The organism is Mesorhizobium sp. M0011, assembly GCF_040324155.1.
Lineage (GTDB): Bacteria > Pseudomonadota > Alphaproteobacteria > Rhizobiales > Rhizobiaceae > Mesorhizobium.
Genome location: NZ_JAMYVQ010000013.1, coordinates 62,663 through 81,655, shown reverse-complemented (window position 1 = coordinate 81,655; position 18,993 = coordinate 62,663). Strand labels below are relative to the sequence as shown.

General features: G+C 63.7%; 21 protein-coding genes and 1 pseudogene. 6 read left to right on the top strand and 16 right to left on the bottom strand.

Features of this window, described 5'->3' with window-relative positions; all coding sequences use genetic code 11:
• Nucleotides 1-78: 78 nt before the first annotated feature.
• Nucleotides 79-972, bottom strand: coding sequence for a DMT family transporter (locus NKK51_RS16370; protein WP_352553933.1), 894 nt, complete (start codon nucleotides 970-972; stop codon nucleotides 79-81).
• 91 nt (nucleotides 973-1,063) lie between these two features.
• Here NKK51_RS16370 and NKK51_RS16365 point away from each other — a divergent pair, with 91 nt between their 5' ends.
• A complete protein-coding gene (locus NKK51_RS16365; protein WP_023813563.1) occupies nucleotides 1,064-1,990 on the top strand; it encodes a LysR family transcriptional regulator in 927 nt (308 codons plus the stop codon).
• Between the two features lie 42 nt (nucleotides 1,991-2,032).
• Here the strand turns inward: NKK51_RS16365 and NKK51_RS16360 are convergent, their stop codons facing one another.
• Complete coding sequence (locus tag NKK51_RS16360; RefSeq protein ID WP_245273293.1) at nucleotides 2,033-2,668, bottom strand: hypothetical protein; 636 nt, start codon at nucleotides 2,666-2,668, stop codon at nucleotides 2,033-2,035.
• Nucleotides 2,669-2,744: 76 nt separating this feature from the next.
• Between NKK51_RS16360 and NKK51_RS16355 the strand changes: the two genes are divergently transcribed.
• Entirely contained in the window at nucleotides 2,745-2,978 is a 234-nt protein-coding gene (locus NKK51_RS16355) for a DUF2093 domain-containing protein (RefSeq protein WP_031213688.1), read from the top strand.
• Nucleotides 2,979-3,099: 121 nt separating this feature from the next.
• Here the strand turns inward: NKK51_RS16355 and lpxK are convergent, their stop codons facing one another.
• The 6 genes from lpxK to NKK51_RS16325 all read right to left on the bottom strand — a co-directional run bounded on the left by lpxK (nucleotide 3,100) and on the right by NKK51_RS16325 (nucleotide 8,731).
• Nucleotides 3,100-4,125, bottom strand: a complete 1,026-nt coding sequence (gene lpxK, locus NKK51_RS16350; protein ID WP_023813560.1) for a tetraacyldisaccharide 4'-kinase — start codon at nucleotides 4,123-4,125, stop codon at nucleotides 3,100-3,102.
• A 1-nt stretch (nucleotide 4,126) separates the two neighbouring features.
• The gene (gene waaA / locus NKK51_RS16345) at nucleotides 4,127-5,443 is read right to left on the bottom strand and encodes a lipid IV(A) 3-deoxy-D-manno-octulosonic acid transferase (RefSeq protein ID WP_352553930.1); all 1,317 of its coding nucleotides are present in this window, start codon (nucleotides 5,441-5,443) and stop codon (nucleotides 4,127-4,129) included.
• Entirely contained in the window at nucleotides 5,440-6,231 is a 792-nt protein-coding gene (locus tag NKK51_RS16340) for a lysophospholipid acyltransferase family protein (RefSeq protein ID WP_013532344.1), read from the bottom strand. Before NKK51_RS16340 ends, waaA begins: the two co-directional genes overlap by 4 nt.
• Nucleotides 6,232-6,236: 5 nt before the next feature.
• Nucleotides 6,237-6,482: a DUF4170 domain-containing protein gene (locus NKK51_RS16335; protein WP_013532345.1), complete on the bottom strand. Its 246-nt coding sequence runs from the start codon at nucleotides 6,480-6,482 to the stop codon at nucleotides 6,237-6,239.
• Between the two features lie 103 nt (nucleotides 6,483-6,585).
• Complete coding sequence (locus NKK51_RS16330) at nucleotides 6,586-7,401, bottom strand: 3'(2'),5'-bisphosphate nucleotidase CysQ (protein ID WP_023813558.1); 816 nt, start codon at nucleotides 7,399-7,401, stop codon at nucleotides 6,586-6,588.
• Nucleotides 7,388-8,731: a TldD/PmbA family protein gene (locus NKK51_RS16325; protein WP_352553928.1), complete on the bottom strand. Its 1,344-nt coding sequence runs from the start codon at nucleotides 8,729-8,731 to the stop codon at nucleotides 7,388-7,390. Before NKK51_RS16325 ends, NKK51_RS16330 begins: the two co-directional genes overlap by 14 nt.
• Before the next feature lie 166 nt (nucleotides 8,732-8,897).
• On the opposite strand from NKK51_RS16325, the gene NKK51_RS16320 reads away from it, so the two are divergent.
• Nucleotides 8,898-9,314 carry a VOC family protein gene (locus tag NKK51_RS16320; RefSeq protein WP_013532348.1) on the top strand — a complete coding sequence of 139 codons (417 nt, stop codon included), beginning with the start codon at nucleotides 8,898-8,900 and terminating at the stop codon, nucleotides 9,312-9,314.
• Nucleotides 9,315-9,337: 23 nt separating this feature from the next.
• Here NKK51_RS16320 and NKK51_RS16315 read toward each other — a convergent pair whose 3' ends face one another.
• Entirely contained in the window at nucleotides 9,338-10,588 is a 1,251-nt protein-coding gene (locus NKK51_RS16315; RefSeq protein ID WP_352553926.1) for an NAD(P)/FAD-dependent oxidoreductase, read from the bottom strand.
• A 112-nt stretch (nucleotides 10,589-10,700) separates the two neighbouring features.
• Complete coding sequence (epmA, locus tag NKK51_RS16310) at nucleotides 10,701-11,741, bottom strand: EF-P lysine aminoacylase EpmA (protein ID WP_352553924.1); 1,041 nt, start codon at nucleotides 11,739-11,741, stop codon at nucleotides 10,701-10,703.
• Nucleotides 11,742-11,858: 117 nt separating this feature from the next.
• Between epmA and efp the strand changes: the two genes are divergently transcribed.
• A complete protein-coding gene (efp, locus tag NKK51_RS16305; RefSeq protein ID WP_127289004.1) occupies nucleotides 11,859-12,428 on the top strand; it encodes an elongation factor P in 570 nt (189 codons plus the stop codon).
• A gap of 162 nt (nucleotides 12,429-12,590) precedes the next feature.
• On the opposite strand, the gene NKK51_RS16300 is transcribed toward efp, so the two are convergent.
• The gene (locus tag NKK51_RS16300; protein ID WP_352553922.1) at nucleotides 12,591-13,469 is read right to left on the bottom strand and encodes an SDR family oxidoreductase; all 879 of its coding nucleotides are present in this window, start codon (nucleotides 13,467-13,469) and stop codon (nucleotides 12,591-12,593) included.
• Nucleotides 13,470-13,595: 126 nt separating this feature from the next.
• On the opposite strand from NKK51_RS16300, the gene NKK51_RS16295 reads away from it, so the two are divergent.
• Nucleotides 13,596-14,249 (top strand): TetR/AcrR family transcriptional regulator, encoded by a 654-nt coding sequence (locus NKK51_RS16295; RefSeq protein ID WP_352553920.1) that lies wholly within the window; start codon nucleotides 13,596-13,598, stop codon nucleotides 14,247-14,249.
• Nucleotides 14,250-14,587: 338 nt separating this feature from the next.
• Here the strand turns inward: NKK51_RS16295 and NKK51_RS16290 are convergent, their stop codons facing one another.
• The 3 genes and pseudogenes from NKK51_RS16290 to NKK51_RS16280 all read right to left on the bottom strand — a co-directional run.
• Entirely contained in the window at nucleotides 14,588-15,322 is a 735-nt protein-coding gene (locus NKK51_RS16290) for an NADPH-dependent F420 reductase (protein WP_352553918.1), read from the bottom strand.
• 17 nt (nucleotides 15,323-15,339) lie between these two features.
• The gene (locus NKK51_RS16285; RefSeq protein WP_352553916.1) at nucleotides 15,340-15,696 is read right to left on the bottom strand and encodes a MarR family winged helix-turn-helix transcriptional regulator; all 357 of its coding nucleotides are present in this window, start codon (nucleotides 15,694-15,696) and stop codon (nucleotides 15,340-15,342) included.
• Nucleotides 15,697-15,904: 208 nt separating this feature from the next.
• Nucleotides 15,905-16,082 (bottom strand): annotated as a pseudogene (locus NKK51_RS16280) (patatin-like phospholipase family protein); the annotation flags it as partial.
• A 128-nt stretch (nucleotides 16,083-16,210) separates the two neighbouring features.
• On the opposite strand from NKK51_RS16280, the gene NKK51_RS16275 reads away from it, so the two are divergent.
• Entirely contained in the window at nucleotides 16,211-16,750 is a 540-nt protein-coding gene (locus tag NKK51_RS16275) for a dihydrofolate reductase family protein (RefSeq protein ID WP_352553914.1), read from the top strand.
• 41 nt (nucleotides 16,751-16,791) lie between these two features.
• Here NKK51_RS16275 and NKK51_RS16270 read toward each other — a convergent pair whose 3' ends face one another.
• Together NKK51_RS16270 and NKK51_RS16265 are read right to left on the bottom strand one after the other, a co-directional pair.
• Complete coding sequence (locus NKK51_RS16270; RefSeq protein WP_352553913.1) at nucleotides 16,792-17,655, bottom strand: patatin-like phospholipase family protein; 864 nt, start codon at nucleotides 17,653-17,655, stop codon at nucleotides 16,792-16,794.
• A complete protein-coding gene (locus tag NKK51_RS16265; protein ID WP_352553911.1) occupies nucleotides 17,652-18,989 on the bottom strand; it encodes a M16 family metallopeptidase in 1,338 nt (445 codons plus the stop codon). The genes NKK51_RS16270 and NKK51_RS16265 overlap by 4 nt, the downstream gene beginning before the upstream one ends.
• Between the last annotated feature and the right edge of the window lie 4 nt (nucleotides 18,990-18,993).

Below are 18,993 nucleotides of genomic sequence, written 5' to 3'. Positions count from 1 at the left end.
TCAGGCCGGATCTCCGGATGACCAGCAAGGCAGGCAAAGGCGCAACTCCCGCCCGGGGAATGGCTCCGACTTACCAAATCATCTCTTCAAATTCACCACGATGACACCGCCCAGCGCCAGCGCGCCGCCGATTATGCCGAGCAACGTCGGGACTTCGCCCAGCCAGAAGAAGCCGATCAGCGCGGACATCGGCGAGACCAGATAGAGGAAGTTGGAGGCACGTGCGGCGGGCAGACGCGACAGCGCGGTCGCCCAGGCGGCATAGGCGATCAGGCTGGGCACGATGCCAAGAAAGATGACGGCGCCGGGGCCTGCCGTGTCGGCAACCGCCGCCTGCGAAAAGGCCGACGGCAGGAAGGGCGCCAAGCATAGTGCGCCGAGCACCATGTTCGAAGCCGAAATGGTCAACGGATGATGGCGGGCAAACAGCGGCTTCTGGACGATAGTGTTGACGGCCGAGCACAAGGCCGAACCAAGCACCAGAAGAGCACCGGTGTTGAAAGACAGGCCATGCCCGTCGGCCATGGCGATGACGCCAATGCCGGCGAAGGAAATCACCGTGCCGGCCCAGGCCATGCCCGAAAAGCGCTCGCCCAGCAGGACCATCGCCATGATGGCGGTGAAGATCGGGCTGACATTGATGATGAAGCCGGCGGCACCGGCCGAGACGGTCAGTTCGCCGAAATTGAGCATGACGGTATAGAGCGCGACGAAGATGGCGCCGCCAAAGACAAGGCGCCACACTTCGTCGAGCCTGGGCAGTGCCGGGCGCTTGACGGCAAGGAAGATCGCCGCCGGCACCGCGGCGATGGCAAAGCGCAATGCACCCAATTCCAGCGGTCCGAAGGCGGCGAGACCGGCTCGGATGGCGGGAAAGGCAGAAGCCCAGCCGACCACCGTCAGCGCGACAGCAATGGCTGCCGTGGTGTCCATCCGCTGTGTCGAATTCAACGTGCCCGTCATCGCGCTCATCTCACTGCCCTCGTATTCTTCGGTCCTGAGAGGCAGAAAACGCCATTTCAGGCCAGTTGACAAACGACCAAATCGAGGATCACCTGTGACTATGGATCACAGCTCGGACACAATGGTGCCGCTCGAGACGCTGCGCGCCTTCGATGCGGCGGCGCGGACAGGCAGCTTTTCGGCGGCCGCCGAAAAGCTCAATATCACCCATGGCGCCGTCAGCCGGCAGATCGCCAAGCTCGAGGACTGGCTGGGATTGAAAGTCTTCGACCGTGGTGCGCGCGGCGTCTCGCTGACGATCGAGGGGAACCGGCTGCATCTGCGCACGTCGGAAGCCTTTGCGCTGATATCGACCCATTCCGACCGCTGGGTCGAGCCGCGTGGCACCGCCGTGGTGCGGCTGACCTCGATCCCCTCGGTCAGCGGACTGTGGCTGATGCCGCGCATGGCGGCTCTGGAAAACAATCCCTCGAAGCTGCGCATCGTGCTCGATGTCGACATCCGCCAGGCCGATCTTGCCGATGAGGGCATCGATCTCTCCATCCGCTGTGGACGCGGCGGCATTCCGGGCCGCGTCTCGGTGCAGCTTTTCGAGGAACATGTCTTCCCCGTCGCGTCACCCGGGCTTGCCCGCGAGATCGGCCGCGGCGATCCTGCCCGGCTGCTCAAATATCCGCTGATCAACGACTCCGACGCTTCGGCCTGGCGCGCCTGGTTTGCCGCGCAAGGCATGGATTACCGCCCGCGCCCGCAGGACCGTCGCTTCGAGGACTACAATCTGGTGCTCGACGCCGCCGCCTATGGGCTCGGCATCGCGCTGGCACGCCCGCCCCTGACCGGGCATCAATTGCAATCGGGCCGCATCACCACCGTCGATGAGCGCACCGCGCTCAATCCGGTGTCCTACTGGCTCGACCGGCCGATCGGGCGGCCGCGTGCCGCAGCCGCCGACCTCGCCCGCCGCATCGCGGCGGAGGCCGGGCTGGCGCCGGAAAAGATCGAGGCGTTCATCGAAGCCGAGCGGTAGGCCTTCCGCCGGGCATATATCGAGAACCAGCCGATTCGAAGCTCAACGAAGCAACAACAGAACGAACCCGAGGATCACGGCTCCCAGCAAACCGGCCATTATCGAAACAAAGCCAATTTTCACCAGCAACTGCTCTGGGTTCGGCGCCGCACCGTGGGATTGATTGGCCGGCCTGTGCCTGCCCGCCAATGTACCCAGGGCGGCAGCATTGCGCGGGACTGGAGCCTGCGGCGGGATAAGCGACAGCAATGACAGCCCCGCAACCCTGGCAGGAGCATTGTCATTGGCTGTTGTCGAAGGCGGCAAGAAGGCTCGCAGTGTTTCGGCTTCGGGTTTTGCCTTTCTCGCCGCGATGGTCGCCAACGCCGCCTCTTCGCCCGTCTCAAGTTGGGCAAGATAGGCATCGACGATGCCAGCCGATGCGATCTGCTGCGATTTGACGGCCATTGGCGCGGCCGGCAAAGTCAACAGCGCTGGCGCTGTCTGTTGTGCGAGCAGAGACGGTGCCGGCGGTTGGACCAGCGCCTTGACCAGTGCCGCCATGACTGGATCAGCCTGCCCCGAGGGCACTGCCTGCGGCGTCATCACTTCCCTGAGCAACGCGGGAAGACGAGTGGAGGAAATGTCCATTGCGGCCTGCCAACACCATTTTTCCGCTTCACAATAAGCGTTCAGCATTGTCTCAGGCTTGTCGCATGCTTGACCTCGCCGGGAATTTATGGCGAGAAATCCTCATGAACCCTGGCGTCCCCGCATGATGAACCGTTTCGAAGGCCCCGGCGGCAAGGAAGCCCGCATCCGCTATCTGGATGGCGACTTCCAGGTTACCAGTCCCGGCGCGTTCGTGCGCTGCGCGGTGACAGGCGAAAGCATTCCGCTCGACGAGTTGAAATACTGGAGCGTCGCCAGGCAGGAGCCCTACATCAGCGCCACCGCCTCGCTGCGCCGCGAGATCGAGATGCATCCGGAGCTGCGTAAGCGCGGTTAGAGCAGTTCACCGTTTCACGGAACGGCGAACCGCTCTATCTCTTTGTTTTGACGCAATTCCCAAGGGAAAGCGCTATGCGCTTTTTCCGGGAAAACCGTTTCACACTTTTCCTAGAATTGCTTTAGCCTTTCAGCTTGCGCTGGCGCCAGGCATCGAGCGTCTCGTCGATGATGCGCTCGGGAACGTGGTCGAGTTCGAAGACCGTGTCGATCTCCAGCACCTCGAGCCGGTCGAGAAAGTCCTGTGAGGCGCCGTGGCGTAGCCGGGCGGCGTCCTTGGCGGTGGTGATGAGCACCAGCCCTTCGGCGCGTGCGGTCGCCGCCAGCTCGGCAAGTTCGTCCTCGGCATAGAAATGATGGTCCGGAAACGGCCGCGTCAATGCCAGTTCGCCGCCGGCTTCGCGCACCGTGTCGAAGAATTTCTCGGGATGGCCGATACCGGCGAAGGCGAGGAACCGCTTGCCGGCAAGCCCTGCCTTGCTGCTTGGCTCTATATGGGCCTCGAAGATTGGCCGGCCGGCGCGTGCCGCCTGGCGGACCACGGCGTCGGCGGCAGTGCCCTCGCCCATTTTCAACAGCCCGCTGGTGAAGACCAGCTGGTCGACGATTTTGGCCCTGAGCGGCCCGCCCGGAATGACGCGGCCATTGCCGATCCCATAGCGCGCATCGACGACGACCAGCGCATAATCGATGTGGATGCGGGCGCTCTGGAAGCCATCATCCATGATCAGGAAATCGCAGCCATGCCGTTCCAGCAGCAGCCGAGCGCCGGCGGCGCGGTTCGGCGTCACCGCCACCGGCGCGTGTTCGGCGAGCAGCAGCGGTTCGTCACCGACATGCCGGGCGCTGTCGTGATGGATATCGACGACATGCGGCTCGGCGAAGGAGCCGCCATGGCCGCGCGACAGGAAGCCTGGTTTGAGACGCATGCGCTTGGCCTGTTTGGCGAGCGCGATGGCCACCGGTGTCTTGCCGGTGCCGCCAACCGTGAAATTGCCGATGCACAGAACGGGTGCTTCGATCTTCTCGCGCTTGGCCCGCCGCATGCCGCGGCCGGCGGCGGCGGCATAGATGGCCGATAGCGGCGACAGCGCCAAGACCCGCCAGTCCGGCTCTTCCCACCAGAATGGTGGTGCTTCGGAGGCCACGCTAGCGCCCGTTCGCGCCCTTCAGGCGCGACTTGACGACCAGCGGCTGGATGTAGGGCTCAAGCGATTTCAGCGTGCGCGCCAGCGCGCCGCGCATCTCGTCGACGGTCGCTACACCCGCCGCCATCATCTCGTGGCGCGCCACTTCGTTGGTCAGGAGGAAATTGACGGCGCCGGCCAGCATGTCGCGATCGCGCACCAGCTTGGCGCCGCCGCTGTCGAGGAGACGCTGGTAGGCCTCGCGAAAATTCTGAACATTGCGCCCGGCGAGAACCGCCGTGTCGAGCATGGCCGGCTCCAGCGGGTTCTGGCCACCCTCGGAGGTCAGCGAGCGGCCGACGAAGGCGATTTCTGTCAGCCGGAGATAGAGCCCCATCTCGCCGATCGTGTCGCCGAGCAATATATCCGTGTCGGCGGCGATCCTGTCGCCCTTGCTGCGCCGCGCGACCTTCAGGCCCAAGCCGGAAATCTGCGCCGCAAGGGCCTCGCCGCGATCGGGATGACGCGGAACGACGATCGTCAGAAGGCCATGGTGGCGCTTGTGCAGCGTCGCGTGGACTTCAGCCGCGACCACTTCCTCGCCGTCATGGGTCGAGATCGCCGCCCAGGTCGGGCGCGTGCCTATCTGCCGCCGCAGCTTCGCCAGCGCCCGTTCGTCGACGGGCGGCGGCGAGGTATCGACCTTGAGATTGCCCGACACGGTGACCGGCCGCGCGCCGAGCGCCAGAAACCGCTCGCCATCGACATCCGACTGCGCCACGACGTGAGCCAGGTTCTCGAACAACGCCTCGGCGATGTTGGCCCGTTTCTTCCACGACTTGAACGAGCGGTCGGACAGCCTGCCATTGACCAGCACCTGCGGCACGCGGCGCGCGCCAAGCTCGAGGATGGTCATCGGCCAGATCTCGGATTCGGCGATGATCGCCAGGTCCGGCTGCCAGTGATCGAGGAACCGGCTGACCGCCGGCTTGAGATCGAGCGGTACGTATTGATGGATGATCCGATCACCGAGCCGCTCGTCGGCGACCTGCGCCGAGGTGACCGTGCCGGTCGTCAGCACGATGTTGACGCCGTAGTCGAGAATGCTTTCGACCAGCGGCACGACGGCTATGGTCTCACCGACGCTCGCGGCATGTATCCAGATCACCGGCCCGTCGGGGCGCGCGCGGCCGGCGACGCCATAGCGCTCGCGGCGGCGGTAGCGGTCTTCCTTGCCGCGCGAGGTGCGCCAGGCAACATAGGGCCCGACCAGCGGATAGGCTGCCGCACCCGCGAACCGGTAAGCCGACAGCATGGCCCGTGCCCAGCGGCCGCTCATCGCGGAGCATCCACGAGACGGTAGGCCTCGGCAGTCGCGGCATTGAGCGCGGTCGTCACTTCCTGGCGCTTGCGTTCCATTTCGGCGTCATCGGCGCCGGCCGCCACGAAGATCGGCTGGCCGATGACGATCGACGAACGGCCGAACGGCAGGTTGATGGTGGTCTTGTCCCAGCTCTTCTCCAGCACCTTGCGGCGGCTGGTGGTGATGGCGACGGGCACAAGCGGCCGGCCCGAGAGGCGGGCCAGGAGAACGATGCCAAGCCCTGCGTCTCGCGGCGTGCCGTGCGGAATATCTGCGATCATGGCGACGTTCTTGCCGACGGCGAGCGACTTTTTCAGGGCGATAAGCGCTTTTGCCCCACCCTTGTCGAGGTGCCTGGCATTTTCCCGCCCGCCGGAGCCGCGCACTGCCTCGATGCCGAATTTTTCCAGCATCAGCGCGTTGAGCTCGGCATCGGCGCTGCGCGAAACCATGGCGACCAGCGGCTTGCGCTTGGGATAATAGGCCGGCGTCAGCAGATGCTGGCCGTGCCACAGGGCTATGATGCCAGGCTCGAACTCGGTATAGGCGCCGCCCGAAAACCGCGCCGAGCCCTCGACGACGCGATTGGTGAGGCGCACGAACCGCACGAACTGGGCGAACAGGCTGGCAATGGCGTTCTTGACGAATCGCGACTGCGCTAGCGGTTGGCGAATCTTGCGCCAGAAGGCCTTGGTCGTGCGGCTGCGTCCCCTGCCCGTGGGCGCGGCATCGCTTGCTGGCCCTTTCGCCAGGTCATGCTCCATCGAAGTCAACCGGCAGCCTTGTTGTCGGGGTCCAGCAGCCGGTGCAGATGAACGACGAAGTAACGCATGTGGGCGTTGTCCACGCTGGCTTGCGCCTTGGCTTTCCACGCCGTGTGCGCGGATTGATAGTCGGGATAGATGCCGACGATGTCGAGCCCGTCGAGATCGCGGAATTCGGTGCCGCCAAGCTTCTTCAGTTCGCCACCGAACACCAGATGCAAAAGCTGTTTCTTTCCGTCTTCCGCGGCCATGTCGGTCCTTCACATATCGTGAGTTTGTGACAGGTCTAGACCAAAGCCGCCGACTTTGGAACCTTTAGGGCGAGATGAATTCATCTCGCCCGGGAAAACGCTTTCACGCGTCCAGACCGGCGATGACGCCGGCGAGCACGGCCAGCAATTCACCGCTGCCGGCAGCAAGGGCGCCGTGACGAGTCACCTCGCCGGCATAGAGCGGAGCACGGCCATGCTGGTCGAGCAACTGGCCGCCGGCCTCGCGCAAGATGAGATCGGCCGCGGCGATGTCCCAGTCATGCGCGTTCGGCTTGACGAAAGTGGCATCCAGCGCGCCATTGGCAATCATGGCCAGCCGATAGGCGAGCGAAGGGCTGTAGGGCGCCCGCTTCAGGCGCGCCTGCCATTCGGCCGGCATCAGGTCGGTCAACTGCTTCAGCCCGGAAATCTCGGCCGTGTCTGCCAGCTGGCGAACCGCAATGCGCTTGCCGTTGCGGAAGGCGCCCTGACCGGGCAGCGCCCAATAGGTCTCCTCCATCGCCGGGCATTCCAGCACGCCGGCCAACGTGCGGCCATGCTCGACGACGGCGACGCTGACACACCAGGTACGCTGGCCTTCCAGGAAACCGCGCGTGCCGTCGATCGGGTCGACGACGAAGGTGCGGCGTGCCGAAAGCCGGACCGGATCGTCAACTGTTTCTTCCGACAGCCAACCATAATCCGGCCGCGCCGCCAGCAATGTTTCGCGCAGATAGGCGTCGGCGGCATGGTCGGCCTCGCTGACCGGCGATGTGCCGCCCTTCATCCAGACTTGTGGGCTGTTGCCGAAGTAGCGCATGGCGATGACCCCCGCCTCGCGGGCGGCATCGCGCAGCAGCGGCAAGTCCCCAGAGGCGCCGGAGATGGCCCCGGCAGTGGTCAGGTCATGCTCCGGCAAGGGTCATGCCTTCGATCAGGAGCGTTGGGGCGGCGGTGCCGAAATTACGGTCGAGGTCATCGGCCGGCACCATGTTGAGGAACATCGTCTTCAGGTTCGAGGCGATTGTGACCTCGGCGACCGGATAGGCCAGCTCGCCATTCTCGATCCAGAAACCCGAAGCGCCACGGCTGTATTCGCCGGTGATCATGTCGACGCCCTGGCCGAACACTTCGGTGACGTAGAAGCCGGTCTTGAGCGATTTGATCAGCTCTTCCGGCGACCGCTCGCCCGGTTCGATGGCGAGATTGGTGGAGGATGGCGTCACGGAAGAGCCGCCGCGCGCGCCGCGGCCGTTGGTGACGAGGCCCAGTTCTCTTGCGGCCGATGTCGACAGGAACCAGTGGTTGAGCACGCCCTTTTCGACCATCAACAACTTTTCGCCCTCGACGCCTTCGCCGTCGAACGGACGCGAGGCCTGGCCACGCAGCCTGAGCGGCTCGTCGGTGACGGTGATGGCGGAGGCGGCCACCTGCTTGCCCATCATGTCGCGCAGGAAGGACGTCTTGCGCGCCACCGAGGCACCGTTGATGGCGCCGGCCAGATGGCCGGCTATGCCGCGCGCGACGCGCGGGTCGAATACCACGTCGACCGGCCCGGTCGCCGCCTTGCGCGCGCCGATGCGGCGCACGGCGCGTTCGCCGGCCTTGCGGCCGATGTCCTCGGGCGCGTCGAGATCGGCAAAATGCTGGCGCGAGGAGAATTCATAGTCGCGCTCCATGCCGGTGCCCTCGCCGGCGATGACGCTGGCCGAGCGCGAGAACCGCGAGCCGACATAGTGGCCGAGGAAGCCGTGCGAGGTGGCCAGCACCAGACCACCCAGCCCCGCACCGGCGCTGGCGCCGGCCGAATTGGTCACGCCCTTGACGGCAAGCGCTGCCGCTTCCGCCGCCATTGCGGCTTCCTTCAACTGGTCTGCCGACACTTCGGTGGCGTCGAACAGATCGAGATCGCGCGTCTGTTTGGCCAGCAATGCCGGGTCGGCCAGCCCCTGATAAGGATCCTGCGGCGACACTTTCGCCATCGCCACAGCGCGCTCGGCCAGTGTTTTCGGGTCGGACGCCGCGGTCGCCGAGACACTCGCCACGCGGCCGCCGACGAAAACGCGCAGCGCGACATCCTCGCTCTCGGAGGCTTCGGTAGCCTCGACCTTGCCGAGACGCACCGACACCCCAGTCGAGCGGCCGCGCACGGCCACCGCGTCGGCGGCATCGGCGCCGGCCTTTTTTGCAGCCTCGACCAGAGCCGCGACGCGGTCGATCAATTTTGCTGCGTCTGATATATCGGTCATGCCTGAAATCCTGCTGGTGCGGCCGGTGTGCGGCCGTTGCCCACCCATCTATTGTTCCGGTCCGGCTTGTGCAATGGCATAGGCTTCAATCAAAATGCAGGGTGGGCGGTTCAAATCGCGAACTCTGTGACGCAAAATCGGTCCGCAGCCTGCACGGAGCATTTCGATGACGCCTTTCCATCTCGCCTTTCCGGTCCGTGATCTCGATGAAACTCGCGTTTTCTATGGCGAGGTGCTGGGCTGCGCCATCGGCCGTTCCTCAGCGACCTGGGTCGATTTCGACCTTTACGGCCACCAGATGTCGGCGCATCTGCGTCCGCAGGCCGCACAGGCCCCCAGCGACGGCAAGGTCGACGGCATTGTCGTGCCGATCCCGCATTTCGGCGCCGTGCTTTTGATGGACGACTGGCAGCGACTGGCGACCCGGCTGGAGGCGCGCGACGACATCGACTGGCTGGAACGGCCGATGGTCCGTTTCAAGGGCGAGCCCGGCGAACAGGCGACGCTGTTCATCCGCGACCCCTCGGGCAATGCCCTGGAATTCAAGGGCTTTCGCTCTCTGGAGCAGGTTTTCGCGCACTAGCTCAGATCGATGACATCGGTCGATCAACGGCCGAAACGGCCCGCCGCGAAAGGTGCGAGCCGCGCCGGATCGCCGCGTCCGCCGATCAAGTCGGCGACCAGCCGCGCGGTGATCGGAGCCAGCGTCAGGCCGAGATGGCCGTGCCCGAAAGCATGAATTACGCGGGAGCTGCCGCGCGAAGCGCCGATTACCGGCCTGGAATCCGGCAGGGACGGCCGGAAGCCGAGCCATTGCGAGGCAGGCGAGCCGAGCCCGGGAAAAATTTGCCTGGCGCCACGGTCAAGCAGCGCCAGCCGGCGCGGATTTGGCGGCGCGACCAGGCCGCCGAGTTCGACGGTGCCGGCGACCCGCAAGCGGCCGGCCATCGGCGTCAGGTAGAAACCAAGATCGACGGGACAGACAGGCCGGTTGAGCAGCGGCGCGTCGGTCTGGAATTCCAGATGATAGCCGCGCTCGGTCTCGAGCGGAATCCTGTCGCCGGCCTGCGCGGCCAGTGCGCGTGACCGTGCACCGGCGGCGATCACCACCGTGCCAGCCTTGATCCGAACGCCGGGGCCGCTGAGCTGGACACCGCCAGCCTCGACCTGCAGCCCGGTGATCTCAGCCTGCTTCACCGATGCACCACGGGCGCTCACCGCGCCCAGCAACCCCCGCATCACCATTGCCGGATCGGTGACATTGATCGAATCGGGAAAATACACGCCATGCGCTGCTGTCGCCGGCAGGCCCGGCTCAAGTGCCGCCACCTCTTCCGGAGTCAGCACCTCTTGGTGGATGTCAAACCCAGCGCGCATTGCCCGGCCGCCGGCGCCAGCGGCAAAATCGCTCTCGCGGCGATAGAGGTAAAGACAGCCATTGCGGCGCAGCAGATCGTCCAGATCGGCCTCCCCAGCCATTTCCTCCCAGGCCGGGAGGGCGTCGGTCAGCAGTCCGGCGAGCGCCAGTGCATTGGCCCGGGTGGCCGCCGGCAGCGATTGCCGCATGAACCGAACGAGCCATGGCGCCAGCTGCAGCAGTGCCGGCCAGCGCAGCGAAAACGGGCTGTCGGGATCAAGCAGCAGCTTTGGCAACGCCCGCAGCACCGCAGGAGTGCCGACCGGCATGCAGGCATATTCGGCGATCGTCCCGGCATTGCCGAACGACGCGCCGGAGCCCGGCTCGTTCGGATCGATGAGCAGGACTTCGCGGCCGTCCGCGACAAGGCGAAGTGCCGTCGCCAGCCCGACAACTCCGGCGCCGACTATGGCGATTTCGACCGTTTCAGAAGCAGCCACTGTGGATCTTCCCGATTGACCTTGAAATCCCGTACCGATCATGTGGTCTCTTGGTTCGGGGTCACGGTCCAGTCTTGATCCCTGGAATCGAATAGGCCAGATCTTTCCGCGCCTAGGCAACAGGCGTCCAGATCACGTCCTCGATCTTTTGCGCGCCGGTGGCCAGCATCACCAGCCGGTCGAACCCGAGCGCGATGCCGCTGGCAGGCGGCATGATGGCCAGGGCGGCGAGGAAATCCTCGTCCAGCGGATAGCGCTCGCCATAGATGCGCTCTTTCTCATCCATCTCGAGGATGAAACGCCGGCGCTGCTCGTCGGCGTCCGTCAGTTCGCCAAACCCGTTGGCGAGTTCGACGCCGCAGCAATAGAGTTCGAAGCGCTCGGCGACGCGCGGGTCGCTCGGGCTCGGCCGCGCCAATGCCGCCTCGGCCAGTGGATATTCGCACAGGATGGTCGCCTGCCCCTGCCCGAGCAACGGCTCGATCTTTTCCACCATCACACGGCTGAACAAATCTGCCCAACTATCGTCGGGCGCAGTGCGCAGGCCGGCCCGGGTCAACGCCGCATACAGCGCGTCGCGATCGGTGCTGCCGTCGGCGGCGACCGTTGCCAGCAGATCGATGCCGGCGTAGCGAGTGAAGGCCTCCGCCACCGTCAGCCGTTCCGGCTCGGCAAACGGATCGCAGTCGCGGCCCCGAAACGAGAAAAGAGTAGCCCCTGCCCTTGTCGCGGCCAGCGCCAGGAAGGCCGCGCAATCCTGCATCAGGCTCTCATAGGCCTCGCCCACCCGGTACCATTCGAGCATGGTGAATTCGGGATGGTGCAAAGGCCCGCGCTCACGGTTGCGGTAGACCGGACCGAAGCTGAAAATCCTGACTTCACCGGCGGCGAGCAGCTTCTTGCAGGCGAATTCCGGAGAGGTGTGGAGATAGAGCGGCGCCCTTGCACCGTCCGGCCCGACCGCTTCCGTGGCGAAGGCCGTCAGATGCGCCTCGTTGCCGGGCGAGACCTGCAGCGCTGCCGTCTGCACCTCGACGAAATCATGGGCGGCGAACCAATCGCGCAGGCTGGCGGCGATGCCGTTGCGCAGCATCAGCCGCGGGCGGCGGTCGGCGTGGACATGCGGCGTCCACCAGGGCGAAGCTTCGGTCATGCGGCTCGGAACATGCTGGAAGGGGGCTGGCGGCGGCGGCCAAGATGCGGTAGGCCCCCATCCAGCGCCGCACAAGCCGGCAAACGCCAGTCAACTCTTCTTGCAGGATATAAAACCGTGGTGAAAGTCATCGCCAGTTCGCTCCGCAAAGGCAACGTCGTCGAAAAGGACGGCAAGCTTTATGTGATCCTCTTTGCCGAAAACATCCACCCAGGCAAGGGCACGCCGGTGACGCAGCTAGATATGCGCCGCATCGGCGACGGGGTAAAGGTTTCGGAGCGCTACCGCACCACCGAACAGGTTGAGCGCGCCTATGTGGAAGAGCGCGAGCACACCTTCCTCTATCGCGACGGCGAAGGCTTTCATTTCATGAACCCGGAAAGCTACGACCAGGTCGCGGTGTCGGAAGCCGTGGTCGGCGACATGGCGCCTTACCTGCTGGAAGGCATGGCCGTGCAGGTGTCGCAGTTCAACGGCATCGCCATCTCCCTGGTGCTGCCGCAGCGCGCCACCTTCGAAGTGGTGGAAACCGAGCCGACCACCAAGGGCCAGACGGCCTCGTCCTCCTACAAGCCGGCCGTGCTGTCCAACGGCGTGCGCACCCTGGTGCCACCCCACATCGCGCCAGGCACCCGCGTGGTCGTGATGACGGCGGACGGGGCTTATGTGGAGCGCGCGAAGGACTGAGGGGGCTGGCTTTTAGCTTCAGGGTGAAGGCGGTTATTCCTCAGCGAGCGACCCTTAGAGACGAGGCATCGAAGGCCCGCAATCAGACCGACGGCTTTCGGCGCCCGTGCGCCGGAAGCTGACGTTGAGGTCATAGGCGGCGACGTGATGGCGGTTCCGCTATCAGATCATGTTTGACATACCGAGCGCAGTAAGCAGGTTGTTTTGAATAGGAGCGACGGCCTGATTCAGTCCCTCCACCCCGAAGTCCATGCCCTCTGGCATGACGACGGTGCGCAATGGGCGCCGTTCCGTAGCCTCGACTAGCCGTGCGATGGCGTCAGCCACCAACTGAGGGCGGGGTGGATTCGCAGGATCAAGTCCCTGATCGGAGTTGTTTTTGATTTGGCCTGGGACCAACGCAACTGCGCCATATGTCGCCAAGACCTGCTCGTCCGAGGGCGCTGGGCTAGATGGAAGCAGATTGCTCGGAAATGGCCCGGGTTCCACGATCACCGAGTCTACGCCGAAGCTGGACAGTTCATATCGATATGCCTCGGCAAGCGCTTCAAGCGCGAACTTGCTCGCGGAATAGACACCAAAGAACGGAAAGATGACACGCCCCATCAACGAGGTGACATGGATCAGCACGCCGCTGCCCGCAGCACGCATATGGGGTAGGACGGCGCGGTCGGCCCTTACGGCCCCAAAAAAGTTCACCGCAAATTGCTGCTCGATGTCTGCCACCGTGTAGGCTTCGGTCACGCCGACGAACATCGTGCCCGCGTTGTTGATGAGCGCATCAATCCTGCCGTGTTGCTCGACGACCCGATCGATCGCAGCGTTGACCGACGCTTCGTCCGTCACATCCATCTCAATGACCTGGAGCTCATGCCCTTCGGCTTTTGCAGCGTTGATTAGCTCACTGCCCGTCTGGCTGTTTTTGCCTTCGATGTCGCGCATGGTCGCGACCACTACGTGCCCGCGCCTGGCGAGCTCCAAGGCGGTGAGCTTTCCAAAACCGCTGCTCGCGCCGGTAACAACTACAACCTTGCTGCACATTTTCTCGATCCTCTCGCTTGCCCACCTAACGGGGCAAGCAGGAATATACAGACCTGTATGTCCGTTGCAAAAGAAAATAGACAGACTATTCTGTTTCTACACCGAACGCGCACCCGGCAGGCGAGAATGAAAACTTTGGATGTGAGTGAGTACCTCGACCTGGAATCGCGGTCGCTGCACGCCTTGGCTCCGCGAGAGCGAATTCTGAAAACAGCGTCTGAACTATTTTACCGAAACAGCATCCATACGGTGGGAATAGATCGCATCATCGCCGAGAGCGGCGTCGCAAAGATGACGTTCTATAAGCACTTCCCCTCGAAGGCCAATCTTGCCGCTACCTATCTGCGCCACAAAAGCGCGCTGTGGTTCGACATGCTGGCGACTGCGACAGAACAAGCCGGACCGGTGCCGCTGGATCGCGTGCTGGCTATTTTCGACACACTGAACGCGTCCTTTCAGGAGCCTACTTTCCGCGGCTGTCCTTTCGTTCGAGGGCTGGCCGAGTTCGGACCGGACGCGGAAACGCCAGAGGTGCAGGCAACGCTCGCAGCATATTTCCATAACTTACATGAGTTTGTCGTGTCGCTCATCCAGCCCTTGAAGTTGAAAAATCAAGAGAGCGTGGTCGTCCAGATCCTAGCGCTCATCCAGGGCTCGCTCGTGAACGCACAAGCCATGAGGGGGGGCGTTGAACCTCTTGCAACGCGCGACGCGGCCAAGATGCTGCTCAAGGCTGCGGTTGAGCCGGCTGATCGAAACTTCGACGTCTGCAGCGCCTGATGGTCAGCTCAGACGAAAAACGCGGCCGCAGGCCGAGCGCCAGAATTTGGCGGCGAATGGAGCAAATTCGGCCTCCGCTCGATGAAGAAAAAGCAAGCGCAACATCAATGAGGACGATCGATGCATATTCCAGCTAGCAAATCGAAAGAATAACGGCGAAATTGTCGTTGACGACAAGACGCCCTGGGCCACGGTTTCGTGAGGCATCAACCCTTCCAGAAATTTTCAGGGCATGTGGAGAGCGAGGGTCCATGGCGATGGCCCTAGTGAAAGAGGCGCCCCAGTAAGTTGGCGAAGGCTGCGTGCCGCCCGCTTATCGCGGGCGGCCGCAATCTAAATCAGGCAGAGAGAGATCGATTGGTTGCGACTGCGCCAGCTCGGGTGAACTCTGCATCCGGCTTGGAGAACGATGCCATGATGGCGTCGCGGTTCGAAGGAGCGCGTTTCCTGTCAGCGGCGGTGAGCGCAGTCTTGAGTTCGTGGGCGGTCAACTCAGTGCAATAGGCGGGAGTGCCCGGCTGCAGTCGCCAGGACTCCTCAAGAGTACCCGCATCCACCGCATCGAAGCCAGTGACGCTGATGAGATCGGATACAAGTGCTTTGGCCGCGGCGTCGTCACCCGAAATCGGGATGGCAATGCGACCTGGAGCACCGGCCTCCAAACCGGCCTCTGCCAATGTCTGCGTTAGCAGTGCGTTCCAAGCCTTAACAAGGGGGCGCCCCACCTGCTCGCTGGCCCAAACGGTCTCCGGCTTGCCGCTATCAACCTCGAAGATTTTGCTGTCACGGGTTGGATAGTAGTTGGAGGTGTCCACCACGATTGCGCCAGCAGGGGCGCCGGCAAGAATCGTTGCCAGGTCTGGGTTCTTGGCAAAGGGCACTGACAGGATGACCACATCGGCATCCAGTACTGCCGCCTCTCTCCCAACGGCCTGGATGCCGGTGCCGGCAACTGTGTCCGCAAGACTTTCGGGGCCACGCGAGTTCGCCAGTTTCACCTGGTGGCCAGCGGCGTCCAGCTTCTTTGCAACCAGCGAGCCGATGTTGCCGGCCCCAATGATTCCGATTTTCATTTTACATCCTTTGGTTTTCAAATTTTAGCAGGGTGAGCGAAGTCATGAAGAGTGTCTCGCAGCGCTATGATCTCGTCCTCGGACATTTGACAGGCACTCTTGATCTTGCCGGAGATGCTCCAGACCTCGTCTTTGATGCTGTGAGCGGCAGGTGTGAGATCGACAAGGACCCGGCGTTCGTCCTCGGGATCTCGCATTCGCGTCACCATCCCGCAGGTATCGAGCCGCTTGAGCAATGGGGTGATCGTGCCGGTGTCCATGCCCAAAGCGTTTCCAAGATCACCTACGGACCGGGGCGCGGACGCATAGAGCTCCAGCATCACAAGGTACTGTGGAAAGGTCAGGCCCAGTGGATCGAGGAACGGCTTGTGCATGCGTGCCATCCGGCCCGCCGCCCCGTACAGGGCGAACGAGATTTGCATTCGAACCAAACGTGACGCGCTTTTTTGAGGTGCCATACCATAGCCCAAAGAGACAAGCCGACTTCACTGGCGAACTAGTATCTAGTGCACTAGATAGTGTTACTGTGGAGGAATGCAACCCTCCAGCTGCACTTGGAGTCAAACCGCATGCCGCGCCTCCAGCACTCTCCATCTGCCGCTTCAGCCCGCCATTGATGTCAGACGTCTCGTTCATCAAGGCGTCGATCTTCAGGAATCAAGCACGCGATATTTCGACACTGCCGGGCGAACCAGGATGTCAGGGCGGCATTGTTTCAGCTTGTTGGCGATGATCGACTGCACATCAATTGCGTGGCGCCGTCAGGCCAGTGAGGTCAATGCGTGTCTATGGCGTTGACCGAAAACGACAAGGCGCCGTGCTATTTTTCATGAAACGTGTCGCAAAAGGCCTGCGCATTCCGTCCTTTGACCAAAGAAGGAGCGCGCCATGCGAAAACTTATCGTCACCGAATTCATCAGCGTCGATGGCATTGCCGAGGTCGAGAAGCTGCCCAGGGTGATCTGGAACGACGAGATGAACAGGTTCAAGGAGGAGGAGCTTGCCGACAGCGGCGCCATGCTTTTGGGGCGCACGACCTATGAGATCTTTGCCGGCTCCTGGCCAACGGAAACCGGAGATTTTGCCGACCGGTTCAACGCGCTGCCGAAATATGTCGCTTCGACCAGCCTGAAGGCGCTCGACTGGAAGCCGGCCGAATTGCTGAAGGGACCGCTGCCGGATGCGGTCAGGACGCTGAAGCAAGGCAGCGGCGGCAACATCTATGTGCATGGCAGCCTGAGCGTTGCGCAGGAATTGCTGCGCCATGGCCTGGTCGACCGCGTCAGGCTGCTCAGCTACCCCGGCACCGTCGGCCAGGGCAAGCCACTGTTCCCAGGCGGCGCGGCGGTGTCGCTCGAACTGATTTCGGCGACGCCGTTCAGCAACGGTGTTGTGGCGCTGGAGTATGTGCCGGTGGCGAAATCGTAAATCGGTTGGAGCCTTTCAGATCGCGTCGGGAAGATGCATCCTCACCCGACCTGCTTTCCTCGCCTCCCTTTAACGGCGGCGGCGCTCCTCGCCTCCAGCACCCTCTCCACCTGCCGCTTCAGCTCGTCCTTGATATCCACCGTCTCGTTCATCAAGGCGTCGATCTTCAGGAAGTCGAGGACGCGGTATCTCGAGACTGCCGGGCGGACCAGGATGTCGGGGCGGCATTGCTTCAGCTTGTTGGCGATGATCGACTGCATCATCAGCTGCGTGGCGCCGAACATCAGGTCGACGGAGGTCGGCTGCTTGCGGTCGGCTTCTTCCGGCGCGCCGACCACGTCGACGCCGATAATGATGTCGGCATCGTTTTCGATCAGGTCGAACGGCACCGGGTTGTAGATGCCGCCATCGATCAGCAGCCTGCCGTCGCGCATCACCGGGCGGAACACGGCGGGGATTGCCGCCGACGCCGCCAGCGCCGAGTGCAGTTCGCCGTCATCGAAGACAGCGAGCTTGTGGCCGAAATAGTCGGTCGCCGTCACCTTGAGCGGGATTTTCAGCTCGGCGAAGGTTTCGGGAATGGCCTCGGGCAGAAAGGCTTTCAGGATGCGCTCGACGTTGAACTGGCTGACGCGGACCTGCATGGCTTCGGCGATGGTGCCCGGCCGCGCCCGCCACATGCGGCTCGCCACCTCGGCGCGGCGGCCAAGAATCGAGCGGGCGTAGTCGTGGATCTCCTTGCCGGTCATGCCGGCGGCCATACCGGCGCCCATGATGGCGCCGATCGACGAGCCGGCAATCGCCACCGGCTTGATGCCCAGCTCGTCCAGCGCCTCGATGACATGGATATGCGCCAGCCCGCGCGCGCCGCCGCCGCCGAAGGCGATGCCGAAGGTCGGGCTCATCCCTTGCCGGCTCCGGCCAATTTCGGGCCGATGACCATGATGGTCGGCTCGGTCGTCAGCAGCTTTTTCGCCGCCGCCTTGACCTGGTCGAGCGTCACCGCGTTGATGTAGCCGGCGCGGCGCTGCATGTAGTCGATGCCGAGATCGTCGAGCTGCAGTTCGACCAGCGTCGAGGCGATGGCGCTGGAGGAGTCCAGATTGTTGATGGCGTAGGCGCCGATCATGTATTTCTTGGTCGCCGCCAGTTCCGCCTCGGTCGGGCCTTGTTCGGCCAGTCGCTTGACCACATCGCGGATGATGCCCAGCGTCTCGGCCGCGCGGTCGGAGCGGGTGCCGGTGCTGACGATCAGCGCGCTGGCGTGGTCCTGGTTGATGAGCGAGGAGTTGACGCTGTAGGCCAGCCCGCGCTTCTCGCGCACCTCCTGGAACAGGCGCGAGGTGAAGGTGCCGCCGCCGAGGATCTCGTTCATCAGCACGGCGGGGAAGAAATCCGCCGCTTTGCGCTTCACGCCGGGAAAAGCGAGCTGCAGGGAGGTCTGCGGCAGGTCGTAGTCGACCTCGATATGCTGCGCCAGCTTCGGGTCGATATCGGCCACCGGCCTCAGCGCCTGGTTTTGCGGCAGGTCGCCGAACACCATGTCGAGCTTCTTCTTCAGCGTCTCCGCGTCGATGGCGCCGACGACGGCAACATGCAGGCCGCCGCGGGCGAACACCGCTTTGTGCAAGGCTTTGAGATCATCGGGCGTGATGGCGGCGATGCTTTCCTTGGTGCCCTGGTCGGAGCGGGAATAGGGATGATCGCCATAGAGGGCGCGCGCCCATTTGTTCTGCGCCACCGTGTCGGGATCATTCTCGCCGGCGATGATGCCGGACAGGATCTGGGAGCGAATGCGGTCGATCGGCAGCTGGTCGAAACGCGGCTCGTTGACCGCCAGCCGCAACAGGTCGAAGGCCTGGTCGCGCTGCTCGGCCAGCATGCGCATCGAGCCGTAGATGCCGTCGCGGCTCTCGTCGAAGCTCATCTCGGCGCCGGCATCGTCGAGCTTGATCTGGAAGTCTTCACTGTCAAGCGGGCCGGCGCCTTCGTCGAACAGGCCGGTCATCAGATTGGCCAGCCCTTCCTTGCCGACCGGATCCTGCGTCGAGCCGCCGCCGAAGACGAAGCGGATGGCGACGACCGGCACGGAATAGTCCTCGACCAGCCAGGCGGTGATGCCCTTCGGCGAGGTGACGGACTGGATCTCCATGGCCCGCGCGGTGAGTGCCGGCAGGATGAGGAAGAGGACGGAGAGGAAGAGGGTGGTGAGGGGTGCGCGTACCGCGTTCGTGCTCATCAAA

Bases quoted from the DNA above. Each gene is read 5' to 3' on its own strand.
- NKK51_RS16320 (WP_013532348.1), top strand. From the start codon at position 8,898: ATGACGCCTTTCCATCTCGCCTTTCCGGTCCGTGATCTCGATGAAACT.
- NKK51_RS16325 (WP_352553928.1), bottom strand. From the start codon at position 8,731: ATGACCGATATATCAGACGCAGCAAAATTGATCGACCGCGTCGCGGCT.
- epmA (WP_352553924.1), bottom strand. From the start codon at position 11,741: ATGACCGAAGCTTCGCCCTGGTGGACGCCGCATGTCCACGCCGACCGC.
- NKK51_RS16275 (WP_352553914.1), top strand. From the start codon at position 16,211: ATGCGAAAACTTATCGTCACCGAATTCATCAGCGTCGATGGCATTGCC.
- NKK51_RS16300 (WP_352553922.1), bottom strand. From the start codon at position 13,469: ATGTGCAGCAAGGTTGTAGTTGTTACCGGCGCGAGCAGCGGTTTTGGA.
- NKK51_RS16295 (WP_352553920.1), top strand. From the start codon at position 13,596: ATGAAAACTTTGGATGTGAGTGAGTACCTCGACCTGGAATCGCGGTCG.
- NKK51_RS16340 (WP_013532344.1), bottom strand. From the start codon at position 6,231: ATGGAGCATGACCTGGCGAAAGGGCCAGCAAGCGATGCCGCGCCCACG.
- NKK51_RS16335 (WP_013532345.1), bottom strand. From the start codon at position 6,482: ATGGCCGCGGAAGACGGAAAGAAACAGCTTTTGCATCTGGTGTTCGGT.
- NKK51_RS16365 (WP_023813563.1), top strand. From the start codon at position 1,064: ATGGATCACAGCTCGGACACAATGGTGCCGCTCGAGACGCTGCGCGCC.
- NKK51_RS16355 (WP_031213688.1), top strand. From the start codon at position 2,745: ATGATGAACCGTTTCGAAGGCCCCGGCGGCAAGGAAGCCCGCATCCGC.
- NKK51_RS16370 (WP_352553933.1), bottom strand. From the start codon at position 972: ATGAGCGCGATGACGGGCACGTTGAATTCGACACAGCGGATGGACACC.
- NKK51_RS16285 (WP_352553916.1), bottom strand. From the start codon at position 15,696: ATGCACAAGCCGTTCCTCGATCCACTGGGCCTGACCTTTCCACAGTAC.
- NKK51_RS16360 (WP_245273293.1), bottom strand. From the start codon at position 2,668: ATGCTGAACGCTTATTGTGAAGCGGAAAAATGGTGTTGGCAGGCCGCA.
- NKK51_RS16270 (WP_352553913.1), bottom strand. From the start codon at position 17,655: ATGAGCCCGACCTTCGGCATCGCCTTCGGCGGCGGCGGCGCGCGCGGG.
- NKK51_RS16290 (WP_352553918.1), bottom strand. From the start codon at position 15,322: ATGAAAATCGGAATCATTGGGGCCGGCAACATCGGCTCGCTGGTTGCA.
- waaA (WP_352553930.1), bottom strand. From the start codon at position 5,443: ATGAGCGGCCGCTGGGCACGGGCCATGCTGTCGGCTTACCGGTTCGCG.
- NKK51_RS16265 (WP_352553911.1), bottom strand. From the start codon at position 18,989: ATGAGCACGAACGCGGTACGCGCACCCCTCACCACCCTCTTCCTCTCC.